This is a genomic window from Candidatus Sulfuricurvum sp. RIFRC-1, from assembly GCF_000310245.1.
Taxonomy (GTDB): Bacteria; Campylobacterota; Campylobacteria; order Campylobacterales; family Sulfurimonadaceae; genus Sulfuricurvum.
In genome coordinates this window covers 1,731,825-1,748,633 of sequence record NC_020505.1, presented here as the reverse complement: position 1 = coordinate 1,748,633, position 16,809 = coordinate 1,731,825, and the positions used below count along the sequence as shown (strand labels likewise).

At 39.7% G+C, this 16,809-nt stretch carries 20 protein-coding genes; 7 read left to right on the top strand and 13 right to left on the bottom strand.

Going from position 1 to position 16,809, the window contains the following annotated elements; genetic code table 11:
* Window positions 1-6: 6 nt before the first annotated feature.
* From B649_RS08820 to B649_RS08765, 12 genes are all read right to left on the bottom strand, one after another.
* A complete protein-coding gene (locus B649_RS08820; RefSeq protein ID WP_015654177.1) occupies window positions 7-513 on the bottom strand; it encodes a hypothetical protein in 507 nt (168 codons plus the stop codon).
* Window positions 510-1,145, bottom strand: coding sequence for a hypothetical protein (locus tag B649_RS08815; RefSeq protein ID WP_015654176.1), 636 nt, complete (start codon window positions 1,143-1,145; stop codon window positions 510-512). The genes B649_RS08820 and B649_RS08815 overlap by 4 nt, the downstream gene beginning before the upstream one ends.
* Complete coding sequence (locus B649_RS08810; protein WP_015654175.1) at window positions 1,142-2,677, bottom strand: hypothetical protein; 1,536 nt, start codon at window positions 2,675-2,677, stop codon at window positions 1,142-1,144. Before B649_RS08810 ends, B649_RS08815 begins: the two co-directional genes overlap by 4 nt.
* A gap of 8 nt (window positions 2,678-2,685) precedes the next feature.
* A complete protein-coding gene (locus tag B649_RS08805) occupies window positions 2,686-3,936 on the bottom strand; it encodes a M99 family carboxypeptidase catalytic domain-containing protein (RefSeq protein ID WP_291750875.1) in 1,251 nt (416 codons plus the stop codon).
* Between the two features lie 48 nt (window positions 3,937-3,984).
* Window positions 3,985-4,938 (bottom strand): L,D-transpeptidase family protein, encoded by a 954-nt coding sequence (locus B649_RS08800; protein WP_015654173.1) that lies wholly within the window; start codon window positions 4,936-4,938, stop codon window positions 3,985-3,987.
* Window positions 4,932-5,810 carry a GTPase Era gene (era, locus tag B649_RS08795; protein ID WP_015654172.1) on the bottom strand — a complete coding sequence of 293 codons (879 nt, stop codon included), beginning with the start codon at window positions 5,808-5,810 and terminating at the stop codon, window positions 4,932-4,934. Before era ends, B649_RS08800 begins: the two co-directional genes overlap by 7 nt.
* Window positions 5,803-6,249 (bottom strand): 50S ribosomal protein L9, encoded by a 447-nt coding sequence (rplI, locus tag B649_RS08790; protein WP_015654171.1) that lies wholly within the window; start codon window positions 6,247-6,249, stop codon window positions 5,803-5,805. Before rplI ends, era begins: the two co-directional genes overlap by 8 nt.
* A gap of 13 nt (window positions 6,250-6,262) precedes the next feature.
* The gene (locus B649_RS08785) at window positions 6,263-7,003 is read right to left on the bottom strand and encodes a ferredoxin-thioredoxin reductase catalytic domain-containing protein (RefSeq protein WP_015654170.1); all 741 of its coding nucleotides are present in this window, start codon (window positions 7,001-7,003) and stop codon (window positions 6,263-6,265) included.
* Window positions 7,004-7,015: 12 nt separating this feature from the next.
* A complete protein-coding gene (locus tag B649_RS08780; RefSeq protein ID WP_015654169.1) occupies window positions 7,016-8,233 on the bottom strand; it encodes an argininosuccinate synthase in 1,218 nt (405 codons plus the stop codon).
* Window positions 8,234-8,319: 86 nt separating this feature from the next.
* On the bottom strand, window positions 8,320-8,574 hold the full coding sequence (locus tag B649_RS08775) for a hypothetical protein (protein ID WP_015654168.1): 255 nt from the start codon (window positions 8,572-8,574) through the stop codon (window positions 8,320-8,322).
* Window positions 8,555-8,935 (bottom strand): flagellar export chaperone FliS, encoded by a 381-nt coding sequence (gene fliS, locus B649_RS08770; RefSeq protein ID WP_015654167.1) that lies wholly within the window; start codon window positions 8,933-8,935, stop codon window positions 8,555-8,557. The genes B649_RS08775 and fliS overlap by 20 nt, the downstream gene beginning before the upstream one ends.
* 55 nt (window positions 8,936-8,990) lie before the next feature.
* Entirely contained in the window at window positions 8,991-9,386 is a 396-nt protein-coding gene (locus B649_RS08765) for a flagellar protein FlaG (protein ID WP_015654166.1), read from the bottom strand.
* Window positions 9,387-9,481: 95 nt separating this feature from the next.
* Here B649_RS08765 and B649_RS08760 point away from each other — a divergent pair, with 95 nt between their 5' ends.
* The 3 genes from B649_RS08760 to B649_RS08750 are packed head-to-tail and all read left to right on the top strand — an operon-like array spanning window position 9,482 to window position 12,285.
* Complete coding sequence (locus B649_RS08760) at window positions 9,482-10,684, top strand: MFS transporter (protein ID WP_015654165.1); 1,203 nt, start codon at window positions 9,482-9,484, stop codon at window positions 10,682-10,684.
* Window positions 10,685-10,969, top strand: coding sequence for a hypothetical protein (locus tag B649_RS08755; RefSeq protein WP_015654164.1), 285 nt, complete (start codon window positions 10,685-10,687; stop codon window positions 10,967-10,969). It abuts the gene before it with no gap.
* Between the two features lie 5 nt (window positions 10,970-10,974).
* Window positions 10,975-12,285 (top strand): MATE family efflux transporter, encoded by a 1,311-nt coding sequence (locus B649_RS08750; RefSeq protein ID WP_291750873.1) that lies wholly within the window; start codon window positions 10,975-10,977, stop codon window positions 12,283-12,285.
* On the opposite strand, the gene B649_RS08745 is transcribed toward B649_RS08750, so the two are convergent.
* Entirely contained in the window at window positions 12,282-12,701 is a 420-nt protein-coding gene (locus B649_RS08745) for a PAS sensor domain-containing protein (RefSeq protein WP_015654162.1), read from the bottom strand. The genes B649_RS08750 and B649_RS08745 overlap by 4 nt on opposite strands.
* Window positions 12,702-12,838: 137 nt before the next feature.
* On the opposite strand from B649_RS08745, the gene B649_RS12290 reads away from it, so the two are divergent.
* Genes B649_RS12290 through B649_RS08725 form a run of 4 tightly spaced genes read left to right on the top strand, consistent with a single transcriptional unit; the run spans window position 12,839 to window position 16,782 of the window.
* Entirely contained in the window at window positions 12,839-14,869 is a 2,031-nt protein-coding gene (locus tag B649_RS12290; RefSeq protein ID WP_015654161.1) for a DNA mismatch repair protein muts domain-containing protein, read from the top strand.
* The gene (gene dapE / locus B649_RS08735) at window positions 14,870-15,967 is read left to right on the top strand and encodes a succinyl-diaminopimelate desuccinylase (RefSeq protein ID WP_015654160.1); all 1,098 of its coding nucleotides are present in this window, start codon (window positions 14,870-14,872) and stop codon (window positions 15,965-15,967) included. It begins immediately after the preceding gene.
* A gap of 26 nt (window positions 15,968-15,993) precedes the next feature.
* The gene (locus B649_RS12285) at window positions 15,994-16,389 is read left to right on the top strand and encodes a thioredoxin family protein (protein WP_015654159.1); all 396 of its coding nucleotides are present in this window, start codon (window positions 15,994-15,996) and stop codon (window positions 16,387-16,389) included.
* A gap of 21 nt (window positions 16,390-16,410) precedes the next feature.
* Entirely contained in the window at window positions 16,411-16,782 is a 372-nt protein-coding gene (locus B649_RS08725; protein WP_041192694.1) for a RidA family protein, read from the top strand.
* Window positions 16,783-16,809: the final 27 nt, after the last annotated feature.

Genomic DNA, 16,809 nt, shown 5'->3' with positions numbered 1-16,809 from the left:
ACTTTCCTATTTGGTGATGATTTTAATATTATTATTTTGTTTGGTTAAAAACAAAATAAGTTTTTGATCTTTTTTCCCGGTTAGTAAAACAGAGTTTTGTTTTACTTCAGAAAGGGTAAAGTTTCGAACACTATCCCCTATTTTATACCATTTACCAGTGATTAAGACACTTTTGTTCATAACAGCTAAAAGGCGTAGAGGTTCTTCCACAACTTTTGGTTGGCTTAGAACGGCGATACTACTTCCTAATCTTGGAGGAGCAAGGAGTTTTGAGCCATTAGTTGCAAGCGAAAGAGGCTTTTTCATTTTCATTGGATCACGCAATGAATTGATAAAACCCTCCGGTACACCCACACGAGAGGGTAAAATAGCTTGAATTTGTTCATCTACCCATGCCAGTTCTTTATCATCATGCGGTTGAACTGTAGTGATATTCTCCGTGCTTGTGGGGATAATTACAGCGCCATTCAGTGCAAAAGCACTGATTAATCCTAAAAGTAGGTATTTTTTCATTGTCGTACAATCCCCCATACTGAGATATTGAGGTCACTTTTTAGCTTCTCATCAGCGGAAACATTAAAATTGTGAAGATCAACGACCAAGTGGCTTTGTTCAAGGGCATTAATAAATTTAAGGGTGTTTTTATAGGGTCCTTCAGATGCAATCCTAATATCTAAAACGTGCCCGAAAGAGCTATTGTCCGTTTGAAGCGTATTGCCAAATTGTGCTAATTTCACATTGTAAGTCCGTGCATAACGAGATACAGAATCAAGATATGCTCCCCATACTCTTTCATCATAATACAAAGATGAGATTTGCTCTAACTGCTCTTTAATATAAGTATTATATTGAATGTATAGGGTATGCTGTCTCTCAATTTCCATGGTCTCTTGTTCAATTTGAGTAATCCGTTCTGGTGGGTTTGCCGCCAAATATTGCTTATCTATGTTGAGGTCATTTTCCACTTTGAGCGCTTTTTCATGAGAAACTTTAAAGCTTGCTTCTGAGCTTTCCCAAAACAATAAGTAGGAAAATGCAAACAAAGAAGCAAAAATCATGACATAAAGCATCATTTTATCACGATCGCTCTTTTGTGCAAGGGATTGATCTAGGGAATAAAGGTAGTCTTCGATTTGTAATTTCATTTGATTACCGCCTTGAGCTCACTGAGATAAGATTTCTCTTCTTCATTGTAAGAAATCAATTCAAGATTAAAATCGTATTGATTACGTTTAGAATCGGTTAAATGTTTTAAGAGCGCAGTAATGTCTTGAGTTTTTGTTGATGTAAGCCCAAAAGTAAAAGTTTTACTGATGTTGTCTTCACTATAGGCTATTGTTTTTAACTGTACACGATACTGATTGAAACTGCGCGTAAAATCAGCCATGATTTTAGCTTTCATAGGGTAATCCACTTTTTTCTCGTGAACTTGTACAAGAGTATCTTGTTTTTGCTTGTAAGCCGTTTTCTGTTCATCTAAAAGGGCTTGAGCCGCGTTTTTATTGGCTGTTTTAAGATTGATAATTGCTTCTCTCTCATTTCTGTCTATGTGCACTTGTGCATACTCGTCTGTTAATACGGCATGGTGAAACTCTTCAACATAGGATAATCCCCAATACACACCGGGATAGAGAAGTGCTCCGGCTAGTGAAGCCGCAACCACTAAAATTAATTTTCCGCTTTCACGTTTTGCAAATGGCGGAGGCCGATGAAATATCGTAAAATTACAATTGTACCGCTCTTCCGCCTGAAGACGTCCATACAAGTGCATCAATTGATGAATCTGATCTACGTTCGCCCCATTGGTATTGAAACCGTACTCAAAATTGAAGGGAGCTGTTTTTAGTCCTAAATAGGTTTGTGCGTATTCATCTAAGCCGAGGATACTTCCTATACTTGTGCCGATGAAAATTTCATCAAATCGTTTGATATCATAAGCTCTTTTCGCATAAGCCATAATATCGCTGATATGAAGAAAAATTTCCCCAAACAACTTGATAAGATTTTTCTGGTAATCAGGGGTAGAGATATTTAGCCCGTCACTCGCGAGCATTGTCGTAAATGTATTGAAGTCAATTTGTTCACCTAAGAGCTCACAAAATCGTTCATGCATCTGTAAAAGAGAAAATTTTAACGATTTTGCATAGATAAACTCTTGCTCATTATAAATACAGAAAAATGCATCATTGTCTTGAAAATAAATGAAACAATGCACATCGGAAGAATCAATCAACTCTTTGACATAAAGTGATTTTAATAACAATGGTACTGGAATAATCTGGTCAATGTATTTTATGGTATCAATTACTTTGACATACTCCTGCTCTAGCGTTAACGGATCAACGACAAAAACATGAAAATAGCGGTCTCCTTCTGTACTCCTGTGGATCGCTTCAACATAGTGTATATGGTATTCAACGGCCATATCCAACGCTAGTTCTTCATATACTTTATTTTCTAGGGCATCATAAACATCATCATCCGGGATATTTTTACTAATACCGATGAGAGCTGATATAAATCCTTTGGTATTTAAAAAAGAGACAGTGTATTGCTCTTTTGAAAAAGAAGGAGAAGTAGTACTCGATATCGTATTAAATGTTCCACTGTAGTAGTCCCCTTTGTAAGGGTTTGCTGATACGATGGTTGAATAGGTTTGTTGTTGGTTGTTACTCATCCTCTTTCCTATTTAAAATGTACAAGAACCATTCCGCAGAAGCAGTTTTGCCGGTAAAACTCTATTCGATAACTTTTACGAAAAGTATCAATAGCGTATTTTGAATCCAAATCTTTTAATGTAATACGTACGTTACTTTCATCCTTGGCTCCTTTTTTCGTAAAGCCAATGATATTAACCCTCGTATTAGGATCATGATTAACGATTTTAAAATCGGCCGTTGCAAAAAAATCTTTAGCAAATGTCATCTGCTCATATTTTCCGTCAATTAAAACAGTAATAAGATCAGAACACTTCTCTTTCGGATAATAACTTGGAATAAGAGTACTTATCTTTTGGTTACCGATAAAAAGATCATAATGTTGCTGATTTCTCCGAACACTCCCAAGCGGATGGGAAAACTCAAAATCGTTCTGTTTCGATTGTAGCGGAATGAAACTTAAACTGTTTTTTAAATCTTTCAAATTTAAATAAAGATTATTGTTAATGGTTAAAGACCCATGATTTTGAAGAATCTTCTCGATGATATCAGGGTTTAATTCGAGAGAAGACTCGAATTCAATTCCCATGATTTTCATATAGCCTTCAATAGCCTGCAGCTGATAAAAAACTTTATGATGAAGGGTCGGTAGGTTTTTACTGGTTTCAATAGCAAATGCGGGTTTATTATGGGTAACGGCAAAGTAGGTCAGAGAGTGTTTCATGGCTTCATCATCGAAACGGGTATTGGTATTACGGACATCAAATAAATGGTAGTTCTCTATTAAATTTCCATTGAGTCTATGACGCACCTTGGAAGCAATTTCATTGAGATTGCCAAATGGATGAGTGTCATCGAGAGTATTTTGATCAATGACGCATGTTTGTCCCCATGCATTAGGATTAAAAATGGTATTTTGGTACTCTTTACGGTAAAACCCATGTCCATCATGAAGATTTAAAATAAGTCCGACTTGAGGTTCTCTGATGATAGTTTGAATCTCTTTGACGATGCTATAATCAGGATCACGTGGATCAATCTCGGCGAATTTTCGGTTCAAATCACCATTTACGCCACGGCTATTGTTTTGGATGCTCAGTTGATTTAGGTCGGGGACGATCCAAAGGTTCCCTTTTTTGATCGTATAATATTGTGAGAGTAATGCGGTTGCGAAATAACTTCCGGGCTCATTTCCATGAATACCTCCTATAACCAGAAGGGTAGGTGTGTGAAGAATATCCGTTTCTTTTTTGATAAGGGTGAAAGGGTATGCATTCAAGTTACACCACAAAAAAACAGCAATGACTATTTTGCCAAAAGTCATAATCTATTCTTCGGTTAAAATAGATACGGATTGATCACCGTTTAATCGGATTAAAAGAGATTTTTCTCCCTCATATCGGTGGCTTTCACTAAGATAGAGTTGATTAAATGTCACCCAAAAAAGATTTCGTTTTTCTCCGGGGTAGGGGATAATGTTGATATCATTGAAAACGATACTTTTGCTTTCATCTTTGGCAAAGATACGCTCTTTGTAGGATCTGAATTGATTGAAATTCATCCCGTCAGCACGTCGAAAAGAAGAATCATAAAAAGAAAGGTAAGTGTCAAGATCGTTATATGCCCATGCCGATTTCCATTGATAGAGTGACGCTAAAATAGCAGAATATGCAGTAGGGCTTACCCATTGCTTCAAAGAAGAGTCGATTATTAACAGGGTATTTGAGGGATTAATACTTTTATCAAGTTGTAAAAGATCATTATTGTTGATAGCTATGCATCCCTTGGTAAATGGATCACGTGAGCCATTCAAGGGAACGCCGTGTACCCAGATGCCATCCCCGCTCTTACCACGGATACGGTCATACAAATTAGGATATGAAGTTACAAATGCCATGGGCCCATAAAAAGGATCAACGGTTTTTTTCTTTTCGGTAAGGGTATAAATACCGATAGGCGTTTTTAAATCACCTTCAATGTATTTATCTCCTCCATTTTTACCCGTGAAGGCACTGTAGCGTTTTTTTAGTGAAAATTGTTGTCGTGTATTTGGGGTATAGAGTTCCAAAGAACCTTTTTCTTTGCTAACGGTTAAGAGTGAGAAAGCACGTTCAAAATAGCCGAAGCGAAGGTCTTTATTAAAAAGAGAGCCTGCCCAATAAGATGGGCTGTTCATCTCATTTTCGAGTAGTTTTTTCCCACCGCTTTTATAGAGCATAAGCGCATCTGCTGAAAAGAGCAGGGTGGTGGATACTATCGAAATGAGAATTGCTTTTACCATTCGTATCCTAGATCACTTAAGAATTTTTTATCGGTGGTCCATCCCTTTTTAACTGAAACAAAAAGTTCAAGGTAAACCGGTTTGGAGGCTAAGCGTTCAATTTTCTCTCGGGCATTTTGTCCGATCCGTTTGATGGCTGCTCCCCCTTTGCCGATGATGATCCCTTTTTGGGAATCTTTTTCGACAATAATAGTTGCACGAATATGTTCTACCGGAGCATCTTCATCAATTTTATCGATTATAACATCCGACTCATAAGGGATTTCGTCACTGATATTGTCAAAAATTGCTTCACGTATGAACTCTTTATAGATGGTACGTATCATTTCGGTTGTAATGTTTTCAGGATCGTATAGATAAGGAGATTCATCGAGATGTTTGACAATGGTGTCGAGCAGGTCTTTTTTTCCGACATTTTTATTGACAGACATCGGAATAAGGGCTAGAAAATGGTCACTAAAACGGTTGTACTCACCGATTTTTTTGAGGAGTTCAGCTTGCGAAATTTGATCAATTTTACTCAAAACAATAATATGCTTACGTTTATCGGAGTTGATTTCCAAAAATTTTTCATAATGGATTGTTTTATCGGATGCCGGTGCCAGATAAACGACAACGTCACAATCCCCGATGGCTTTAAGTGCCTCTTCAAGCATGTACTGATTGAGGAGCTTTTCAGCCTGATGGAGCCCGGGAGTATCAACAAAAATAATCTGATCGTCATTGTGCATAACGATAGCGTTGGAACGTTTACGGGTTGCATTGGCTTTTTGGCTGACAAGAGCAATTTTTTCACCCAAAATCCAGTTCATGAGAGTGCTTTTTCCCGCATTTGGGCGCCCTACGAGAGCAACAAAGCCAGCTTTACTCACCTTTGATCTCAAGATGAAGTGTTGCATGAATACCGTGACCGAGTTTTAGATCAAGTTCATGTAATCCGGTTGTTTTAATTCCGTGTTTTGCATCAAGCTCTTTCTTGTCGATTTGGATATGGTGTTGAGAATTTAATGCGTCTGCAATTTCATCTTTAGTGACTGAACCAAAAATATGACCGGTATTGCCAAGTTTTTTGGTGATAACCACTTTAATATCAGCCAACTGAGTTTTAATTGTGTTAAGACGTTCAATTTCAGCCGCTTCATGGGCAGCTTTTTTCTTTTGATCCGACTCATATTTTTTTAAAACTTCATTGGTAGCGGCAAGGGCGAGCCCTTTTCCGATTAAAAAGTTTTTACCGTATCCGTCGGCTACATCTTTGATCTCACCGGTTTTTCCGACCCCTTTGACATCTTTGGTCAATAATACTTTCATTTATAATCCTTAATTAACCGCGAACGATTACGCCGCCGTAAGAGACGATACCGTGTGCAAGATTGGAAACTTTGCTATAGCCCATATCGTGCAATATACGTTGACAGTGAGCACTTCGGCTACCAACGTGACAATAAACAATAATATTTTCATCTTTTTCTAATTTAGATTCTGTGAGTGTTTGGAAGAAACTGCTGGTTGGAACCAATACATCGGCACCGGCAATACGTCCCATTTTCCACTCCATCCATTCGCGAACGTCAACCACTTTAAATTTGACCATACCAAGCTCACGTGCTTCGAAAAGAGAAGTGAGTTCATCGCTGTCAATATCACTTTTGGTCAATAGCATTTCACACTCTTCTTTCGTCAAGCCGCGTGAATGTTGATGGGTAACCTCTTCGATTCCCATTTCCATACGTTTTGCTGCCGCATATTCAGGCGTACAAAAAATTTGACAGTGGCATACCCCTTCTTCAGGCAGCTCTTTTTCAATAGCCGTTGTACAAGGACAGAGTCTATTATCGGTACTTTGATATTTCCCATCCACTTCTTCAACCATATAACAAGGACAAAAACGTTTGCTGTACATCATTTTATTACGAGCAAGCCCAAGTTGTACCCCTTCGTTGATCTCTTCTTGAGGATTGTAAGCCCAATTGAATTGGCTGATTACTTTATCGGTAAATTTGATCGTTTTTTCGAGTTCCGCTTGGAATTCATCGGAATTCATATCTATTTTAATGATGCTCATACTCGAATTTCCTTATTTGTTTTTTCGTGCTTTACCGGCAATGATAAAGCGTAGAGCGTTGAGTTTGATAAATCCACCCGCATCTTTTTGATCATAAACAGAGTCTTCTTCAAAGGTACAATATTCAGGGTTGAATAATGAGAGGTCTGAACTGCGTCCGACAACCATTATGTTTCCTTTATAGAGTTTCAATCGAACACTGCCGCGAACATTTTGCTGCGTTTTATCGATAGCCGCTTGCAACATTTCACGCTCAGGTGCAAACCAAAAACCGTTATAAATAAGTTTCGCGTAGCGCGGCATCAACTCATCTTTTAGATGAGCTTCTTCACGGTCAAGTGTGAGTGATTCGATGGCACGGTGAGCTTTAATCATGATGGTTCCACCCGGAGTTTCGTAACATCCACGGCTTTTCATTCCGACAAAGCGGTTTTCAACGATATCGGCACGTCCGATACCGTGGCGTCCTGCAATGATATTGAGCTGTTCTAGCATTACGGCAGGTGAAAGTGCTTTACCGTTTAAGCTGACAGGATCCCCTTTTTCATAGCCGATTTCGATGTATTCAGCCTCATCCGGTGCATTTTGAGGAGATACCGTCCAGCGCCACATACTCTCTTCCGGCTCAGATGCCGGATCTTCAAGAATCCCCCCCTCATACGAGATATGAAGAAGATTGGCATCCATTGAATACGGGGATTTTTTACCGCTCATTTCAATTTTGATCCCATGTTCGGCAGCATATGCAAGGAGCTTTTCTCGTGAGTTCAAATCCCATTCTCTCCATGGGGCAATAATGGTCAACGCACTGTTTTGACCTAAATATCCCATCTCAAAGCGGACTTGGTCGTTTCCTTTCCCTGTTGCACCGTGACTGACTGCATCGGCACCTGTAATACGAGCAATTTCGGCTTGGCGTTTTGCAATCAAAGGACGTGCAATAGAAGTTCCTAAAAGATATTCTCCTTCATAAATCGCATTGGCACGGAACATTGGGAATACATAGTCACGTACAAATTCTTCACGTAAATCTTCGATATAGATATTTTCAGGTTTAATTCCAAGACTGATCGCTTTGGCACGAGCAGGTTCTACCTCTTCGCCTTGACCGATATCGGCGGTAAAAGTGACAACTTCACATTTGTACTCATCTTGGAGCCATTTTAAAATAACACTTGTGTCCAATCCGCCGGAATAGGCGAGAACTACTTTTTTAACCTCTTTTTTCATACATGCATCCTTATCATTGATACCCATACTCCACTATGGTGTAGAGTGAATGACGCGATTTTATCAAAAAAAGGGTGAGAAAAGGGTTAAAATTTGAGATTTAGGGAAGATGGAGGTTCTTCTTGGGTAGATTTGAGAAAATCAAGTGCATTTTTGAGTTGTTGAAGTGTTTGAGCTGTTTGCATTTTCTTTTCTTCCAAGAGCGTTTTACTTTGTTGAAGAAGGAATGCCGCCTCTTCCATTTGTTCAATAGTGTCAAATTGAGGCATCTCATCAAGCAAAGTTGAGATGCGATCAGTCTCTTCAAGAACCAAAGCTGTTTTAAGCTTGGTTAACCACATTGGTACTCTCTTTCCATGCTTCTAAAAGCCCTTTGAATACTTGATTAACTTCATCTAGTTTAGTGCTGTCATTGTAGAGATTCGCTTCAGTTAGAAGACGAAGCTGATAGGTATAAAGAGCTGAAAGATAATGAGAAATTTCACCTTGATTGTAATCCAAAATATTTATTAATTCTGTTAGAACGGCATTGGATCGGTTGATCCAGTATGTACGTCTCTCAATATCATGATCGCTGATAGAGCGTTTAGCCTGCATGTTGAAGCGTAATACTCCCTCATACATCATTTGAATCAATTTTTCAGGTGACTCAACCCCGATATTGTTTTGAGTATAAGCATTGTAAGCAAGATTGGTATGCATAAAAATCCCTTTGATTTAATCGAATAAATAATTAATAAATAGAGTTTGAGGCTGATTAGCCTTTTTGATCAAACAATAATCCGTTAACTTCTTGCATTTTTGGTAAGAGTTGCTCTGCCTGTTCAATCGGAAATCGTCTGAGCATACGGTTACTTTTAGTTTCAATAACGGAGACATAAAAATCTTCCGATGAGTTGTCAAAACCAAATTTTAAAGAGGTATTGAACGGATCAAGTGAACGATTCAGTTGATCAATCAGTTTATCCATTTGTTCTTGAGAATCAACTTTTGTTGTTTTCTCATTAGTGTTGATTTCAGCAACTTTGTCTTGATTAATTTGTGCTTTCTGTATTTGCTGAATACTTTGAGTACTTTGCAACTCTGTTGCGGCAGGTTTTGGCATGGAGGTTTGACTTTGCTGCATTTTGGCAGTTGTTTGTAAAATTTCCATTTGAATTCTCCTAATGAAAGATATGAGACAATTACTACCCCTAAATCGTCAACGAAAATAAAAACTTTAATGACTCGCATGATAATCTTGCGATTATGAAACGCTATTTAACCCTTTTGCGCCATGAACCGCTTTTACGACGTCTCTCTTTAATCCAATTGCTTGCATATTTTGGAGCGTGGTTTAGTAACGTTGCTATCTATACCCTCTTGATCGAAATGGGTGCTGACGCAGCGACGATAGCATTGGTGGCAGCTCTGCATTTTTTACCCGGAGTCTTTCAAGCACCCTTAAGCGGTGTTATTCTCGATCGCATTCACCCCAAACGATTAATGATCATTTTGACTATAATAGAGATTGTATGTACTCTTTCGTTGATTAGCATCGATAATGTAGAGATGTTATGGTTTCTTTATGCTTTAGTATTTATTCGAATGGGGGCTTCGAGTTTTCATTTTACCGTTGAAATGTCGTTATTGCCACGTATTTTGGAAGGAAAATCACTTCAAACTGCCAATGAAATCCACTCGATTATTTGGTCTTTGTCCTACACGTTTGGGATGGCTTTAAGCGGATTAGTTGTTTATTGGGTGGGGACAACCACCGCTTTTTTACTTGATGCCGGATTATTCGCTATAGTACTTATTTTGGCTTCTACGATTAAGATAGAGATTGAATTGTCGAAAAATAGTGACAAATTAAGTGCCATGATGAAAGAAGCATTTATCTATATACGTGCTCATCCTATTGTTTTGCATTTGATGATACTTCATGCTATTCTCGGGGTTACTGCTTTTGATGCTTTGGTGGCATTGGCCGCGAAACATTTCTATTCTCAAATCATAGCAGTATCTTTAGGGATCGGTTTGCTTAATGCTGCTCGTGCATTGGGATTGGTGATCGGTCCGATGGTATTGGGGCATTGGATTAATAATAGACGTTTGGGATGGCTATTTGTCGCTGAAGCAGTTGCCATTATTTTTTGGGCTATCGTCATTGACAATTTTTATCTCTCGATCATTGCTTCCGTCGGTGTCGGATTCGTGACGACAACACTGTGGTCGTATACGTATACTTTATTGCAACACCATACCCATAGTGATTTTTATGGGCGTGTTATTGCGTATAACGACATGATTTTTTTAGGGGTAGGGGCTTTTGTATCCTTGTTAATCGGTTATTTAGCTGTTTTAGGTCTCTCTTTAGGGATGATTACAACTCTTTTAGGTTCTGTTTTTGCATTAGCCGCTCTATATTACAGATGGATACGACGTACGTATATTTTAAAGGATATCTAGATGAAAAATGAGATGATATTTGAATCAAACAATTATAAAATTGATTTAAAGAAAATTACCCGTCTTTATCCTGCCGCCTTGATCCATGCTGGAGGTGAATCCGCATCAGTATCCTTGGAATGGGCAGAATTGAAAGCGGATCAAATAACGCTTGAATCGTACGTCTTGATTTGCGATTTTGATCCTGTAGGAGAAGTTCCAATTAACCGCATTGAACTTCGTTATTCTACCAAAGAAGAGTTATTTACGGTGATGCAAGAGATTGCCCAAAAGCTTCAAAACTGAGAACCATGATGATGAAACAGCGAGTGTTGCGGCTGGCAATTCCTGCTGCATTAAAACATCTTCTGGATATTGTTCAAATTCTCATTGACATGTTGATGGTGGGGGTATTGGGTGTTGCAGCCTTAGCAGCGGTTGGATTGTCGATGCAGTTTATGATGGTAATCCAAGCATTTATGAGTGTTTATGCTATCGGCTCAAGTGCATTGATTTCCCGTTATATTGGAAGCGGAAGACGACATCGTGCGTCTGCGGTAGTCTTTGTCGGGTTATGGGTCGCTTTAGCGGGTTCCTTGATTATCGGTATGATTGGATGGACATTTTCGGCTGACTTTTTTCGCTGGATGGGATCAAGTGATGAGGTCGTGATTCTCGGAAGCGGGTATTTTGGGATACTTTCGTTAGGGATGGGATTGATCTTTCTCGATACTTTGGCTTATAGTGCCCTCTCTGCTGCCGGTGACACACGAAGTTCGCTTGTCATAAAAATCGCTTCGGCATTTCTAAACGGTGGTTTAAATTATCTTTTTATTTTCGGTCATGGCGGATTTGAGGCTATGGGAGTAGGGGGAGCAGCGTATGCGACGGTGTGTGCCTATGGGTTCAGTGTTCTGATCTATGGGTGGCTTTTAATCCGAAAAGGGGGAGTGCTGGGGATCTATCCGATCTTTACTCGGGTTGATCTGAAAAAAATGCTTTCCATCGGTACGCCTGCCGCAATTGAGAAAGTGCTAGGGGTTGGATCATTTTTACTGTTTGTTATGATGATCGCTTCACAAGGGACAGAGGCATTGGCAGGATATCAAATCGGACTCCGGATAGAAGCGTTAGCGTTTATGCCGGGATTTGGATTCTCGGTTGCAGCAATGGTATTAGCCGGACAGTATATTGGTGCCAAACAATATGATGATGCGTATGAATCGGGGATTCTCAGCGCAAAAATCGCGATGATTTTTATGGGAAGCGTCGGGATTGTTTTGGTTGCTTTTCCAGAACTAATGATCCGATTTTTTACTCAAGATCCTGAGACAATTGAACAAGCTGCACTTTATCTTCGTCTTGTCGGTATTGCACAAATTCCACTGGCTTTAACCTTTGTTTTGAGTGGTGCATTACGAGGTGCCGGAGCTACAAACTTAAGCATGCGAATTTCGATCGGTTCCCTTTGGCTTTTTAGAATTGTACCATCCTATATTGTTCTGATACTAGGAGGTGGAATTGTTGGGATTTATATCGCTATGACGATAGAAACATTTATTAAGGGATGGTGGTTTTGGAGAGTGTATCGGAAAAAGATATGGTTAAACCAAAAGGTTTAACCCTTTTTTTCTGCAGCCAGTAATTCGGCGTATTGCTGCTCAACAATTTTCAGACGATTTCGATCCGGCATTTTACGTGAAGCAATATATCCGATGATCTCTCCTGCCTCATTGAGTTTCGGGACAATATGGACAACAACCCAATAAAATTTTCCGTCTTTACGAAGGTTTTTGACGTAACCTTCCCAAATTTTCCCGCTTTCGATTATTTTCCACATCCCCTCGAAGCCTGCTTTAGGCATATCGGGATGGCGTAAGAGACTATGGGGCTGTCCGACGGCTTCGACTGCCGTGTATCCTGTCATCTCCGTAAATTTGCGGTTGACATAGGTGATAATACCTTTGGTATCGGTTTCAGAAATCAAACTTCGTCCATCGAATAAAACTTCTTCATTTACCGGGGTAGGGCGTTTCATTTAGCATGTCCTAAACTTAGATTAGAATATAAGCTTGCGATTATAACCCGATTATTACTAAAATAAAAGTTAAATTTTTTATTTTTGTCCCTTATAGATATAATATATTTGATGAATTTGAAAAGTGTGGTACAAAAATGATTAGAAACGCGCAAGCATCTATTTTTATTAGCCGTAATCGCAGTGGATACTCAATCGGCTTGGCTATGTTTGAGCCTTATGGTTTAAAAGGGTGGATTTGCGAAATTGAAGCCGAACCGTCGCATCCTTATAGCGCTATTGATCGTTTATTGCATTTACTGTTTGTGACAAATAGTACACACTTGATTATCGGGGCATCTTCAAAAGAAGTTTTTGATGAAATAGCGAGTAATTTTACAACCTTTACGGTCACTTATGATGATCGAAAGTTCGAGCTCGCCGAACAAAATAGGCTCTTTCAAACGATGTTCAATATGCATTCGCTTTTAAGTCCCATTGAACATTTAAGTTTGGAGATGCGACCCTTTTGTGCTCAGGCTTTGGCATTGATGGCGGATTATCTAAATGACCAAGAAATAACCATTAGATATTCTCTTCCTACACTTTTGGAAACGGGAGAGTTGATGGAACTTGGTAATAACGCATTAGAACAGCTTGAAATTATGAGTACTGATTCACGCGCTCCAAGTATTGCAAAACTTTTTTTAACGATGTCTACCCCGATGGGGAAGCGGTTGGGCCGTTTTCGACTTTTTTTGCCCATTAGAGACTCGCAGGAAATTTTACAACGCTTTGAATGGATTGAAAGAGTTAATCCTCATGCTCTGTGGCTTCAGGAGAGATTGCTCCGTATTGGAGATATAGAGTTTTTATGGTGGACGCTTCAAAATCGTCAAAAAGATGCATTTAACGATTTTTTTAATGCACTTGCGTCTATTATTGAAATTCAATCGTATTGTGTGCAACATAAACTGAATTCTATTCTCCCATCAGATACGCTTTTAGAAGGGTGGGAGATTGAACTTAAAAACAATTTTCATAATCGTCAATGGCTGCAGCATCAAACCCTTTTTGTTCACCGTACCATGGATTGGATCGCTCAAGTCGATGTGGCAGTATCCTCTGCGATCAATGCCCAAAAATATGCTCTTACACGTCCGGTTCTTGTGGAATCAAGTGAAGAAAACTTCTTGCAGATGAGCGGTTTACGCCATTTGTTAGTGGAAGCACAAGGTATCATGTATGTCCCCAATGATATTGTAATGGGGAATCGTGATTATCTCGATTTACCTTATCCCGACACGGTTATGTTAGATTCCAAAGTGCATGATGGAGCCAATATCCGGGGTGTATTACTTTATGGAATTAACTCCAGCGGGAAATCTTCACTGATGAAAAGTATCGGTATCGCTGTAACTTTGGCCCAAGCTGGCTTTTTTATTCCGGCGAAGGCAATGAAATTTTCACTGTTTGATGGGGTCTATACCCGTATCCAATCGCGTGATAATGTGGCGAAGTCACTCTCCACATTCGGAGTAGAGATGTTGGAACTTAACACGATTTTTAGCCGAGCAACTTCCCGTTCACTTGTTCTGGGTGATGAGATCAGTCACGGTACCGAAACTCTCTCTGCGGTTGCTATTGTTGCAAGTACTATTATGGAACTCTCACAAAAAGGGTGTCTATTCTTAATGACGACCCACCTGCATCAGCTCTCTATGATTAGTGAGCTTAGCCGTTTGCGTGAAGTCGTACATCTGCATTTGAGCGTCCGGTATGATGAGGGAAGGGATCGGTTGGTTTATGATCGAATCCTAAAATCCGGGCGGGGAAGCAGTGTTTATGGGTTGGAATTCGCCGAATCACTGCATATGAACCCCCACTTTTTACACAATGCTGCGCGGTTACGAGAAAATTTGGCAAAAGAGTATGATGTACTGGAGCTGGGAAATCAAAAAGAGTACATTAAACGCTACCGTGAAGTAGTCGCTTCTGAATGTGTGATATGCGGAGCGCTGGTACGAAATCTCCAAAAAAGTCCTATTTCAAAAGAACATCACCATCTTATAGCTTTATGTGAAATACATTCTCAGGCTATTTCACAAGGCAAAATCAAACTCAGAGGTTTTATAATGACGCCTCAAGGTTTACGTCTGGAATATGAGACGCAGTTGGAAGGAAAATAATTGAACGTTATTGAATTATTTAAAAAGCTTTTGGAATCACCCAGTGTCACACCGGAAGATGGTGGTATATTTGATTATTTGGAAGATTATTTGGAAGGATTTACCACCGTTCGCATTGACTGTGAAGGGGTAAAAAATCTTTTTGCTTATCGCCGTTTTGGAGAAGGAAAACATCTTTGTTTTGCGGGACATGTGGATGTCGTCCCAGCCGGGGAAGGGTGGCAGACCGATCCTTTTGTTGCGACTGAAATAGACGGATATATCTATGCACGCGGCGCACAGGATATGAAAAGCGGTGTAGCAGCATTTACCCAAGCACTTAAAGAAGTACGTGAATTTGAGGGGACACTGTCAATTTTACTCACTTCCGATGAAGAGGGGCCGGCGAAATTCGGGACGGTTGAAGTGTTAGCGTATCTCAAAGAGCATCATCTCCTCCCCGATGCCGTTGTCGTTGCCGAACCGACGTGCGAACAACAATTCGGCGATGCGATTAAAGTAGGCCGTCGTGGGTCGATTAACGGTATTATCGAAATCATCGGGAAACAAGGGCATGCCGCTTATCCCGAAAAAGCGATCAATCCGGTCCATCAAATTGCCCCGGTATTATCAAATATCGCCGGTGCATTTTTGGACGAGGGGGATGAATATTTTGCCCCGAGTCAGCTGGTAATTACCGATATCCGCGCAGGGATCGAGACGACCAATGTTTCACCGGGTAAGCTCAAAATGATGTTCAATGTCCGAAATTCAACTCGTACCGATAAAGAGACAATTGCTTCATTTATAGCCAAACAGTTGGAGGGCTTGGATTACACGCTGAATCTTGATCAATCGGCCTATCCGTTTGTCACTGATGCTAATACCCCTATTGTCCAAACACTTTCAAATACCATTCATGAAATATGTGGAATTACACCTAAAAACTCTACAGCAGGGGGCACATCCGATGCCCGTTTTATAGCCTTATACGGAATCGATGTAATCGAGTTTGGAGTCATTAATGATACGATTCATGCTCCGAATGAGCGGACATCGATTGATGAGGTCAATCATCTTTATGCTGTTTTTATAAAGTTGATCGATAATTTTCGGTAAAATTCCGTTTTACTAAAAGGTTAAGAATGAAAAAAACAGTTTTGCTGGTATTGTTAATGGCTAATCTTTTTGGCGCTGAGATTATATGGCAGGATACATTTGCTCACGCGCAAGCCAAAGCAAAAAAAGAGTCTAAGCCTATGTTGGTAATTATTACGACAGAGCAGTGCCGATGGTGCCGAAAGTTAGAGGCTACAACTCTTTCAGATGATGATATTATCTCTAAAATCAATAGCTCTTTCATTCCTGTTCATGTAACCCGTGATAAAAGTGTCTATCCGAAAACACTTTCAGCGAATATGGTACCGATGAGCTATTTTTTAGACGGTAATGGAAAAGTACTTTATGCGATGCCTGGATATTGGCCTACAGAGGACTATCAATCGATTCTTGACGATGCATTGCGAAAAGCTAAGAAATAAATTCTATAAGGAAAAACAGTGATTAAAAACGTACAAACGCCTAATGCTCCCGCAGCTATTGGGCCTTATTCTCAAGCAATGATCGCAAACGGTATGGTATTTACTTCAGGGCAAATTGCGCTAACTCCTGCGGGTGAAATGAACAATGGAACCGTAAGTGAACAATGTGCTCAAGTGATCGTAAATCTCAAAGCTGTATTAGAAGCATCCGGAAGCTCATTCGATAAAGTGATCAAAACGACTATCTTTTTGGCGGATATGGAGGATTTCTCAGCAGTCAATGCGATTTATGGTGAAGCGTTTGGTAACCACAAGCCTGCACGTTCTACAGTAGCCGTGAAAACATTGCCAAAAAATGCACTTGTTGAGATTGATGCTATCGCTTTAGCATGATTTAATCGATTAAATACTACAATAGAA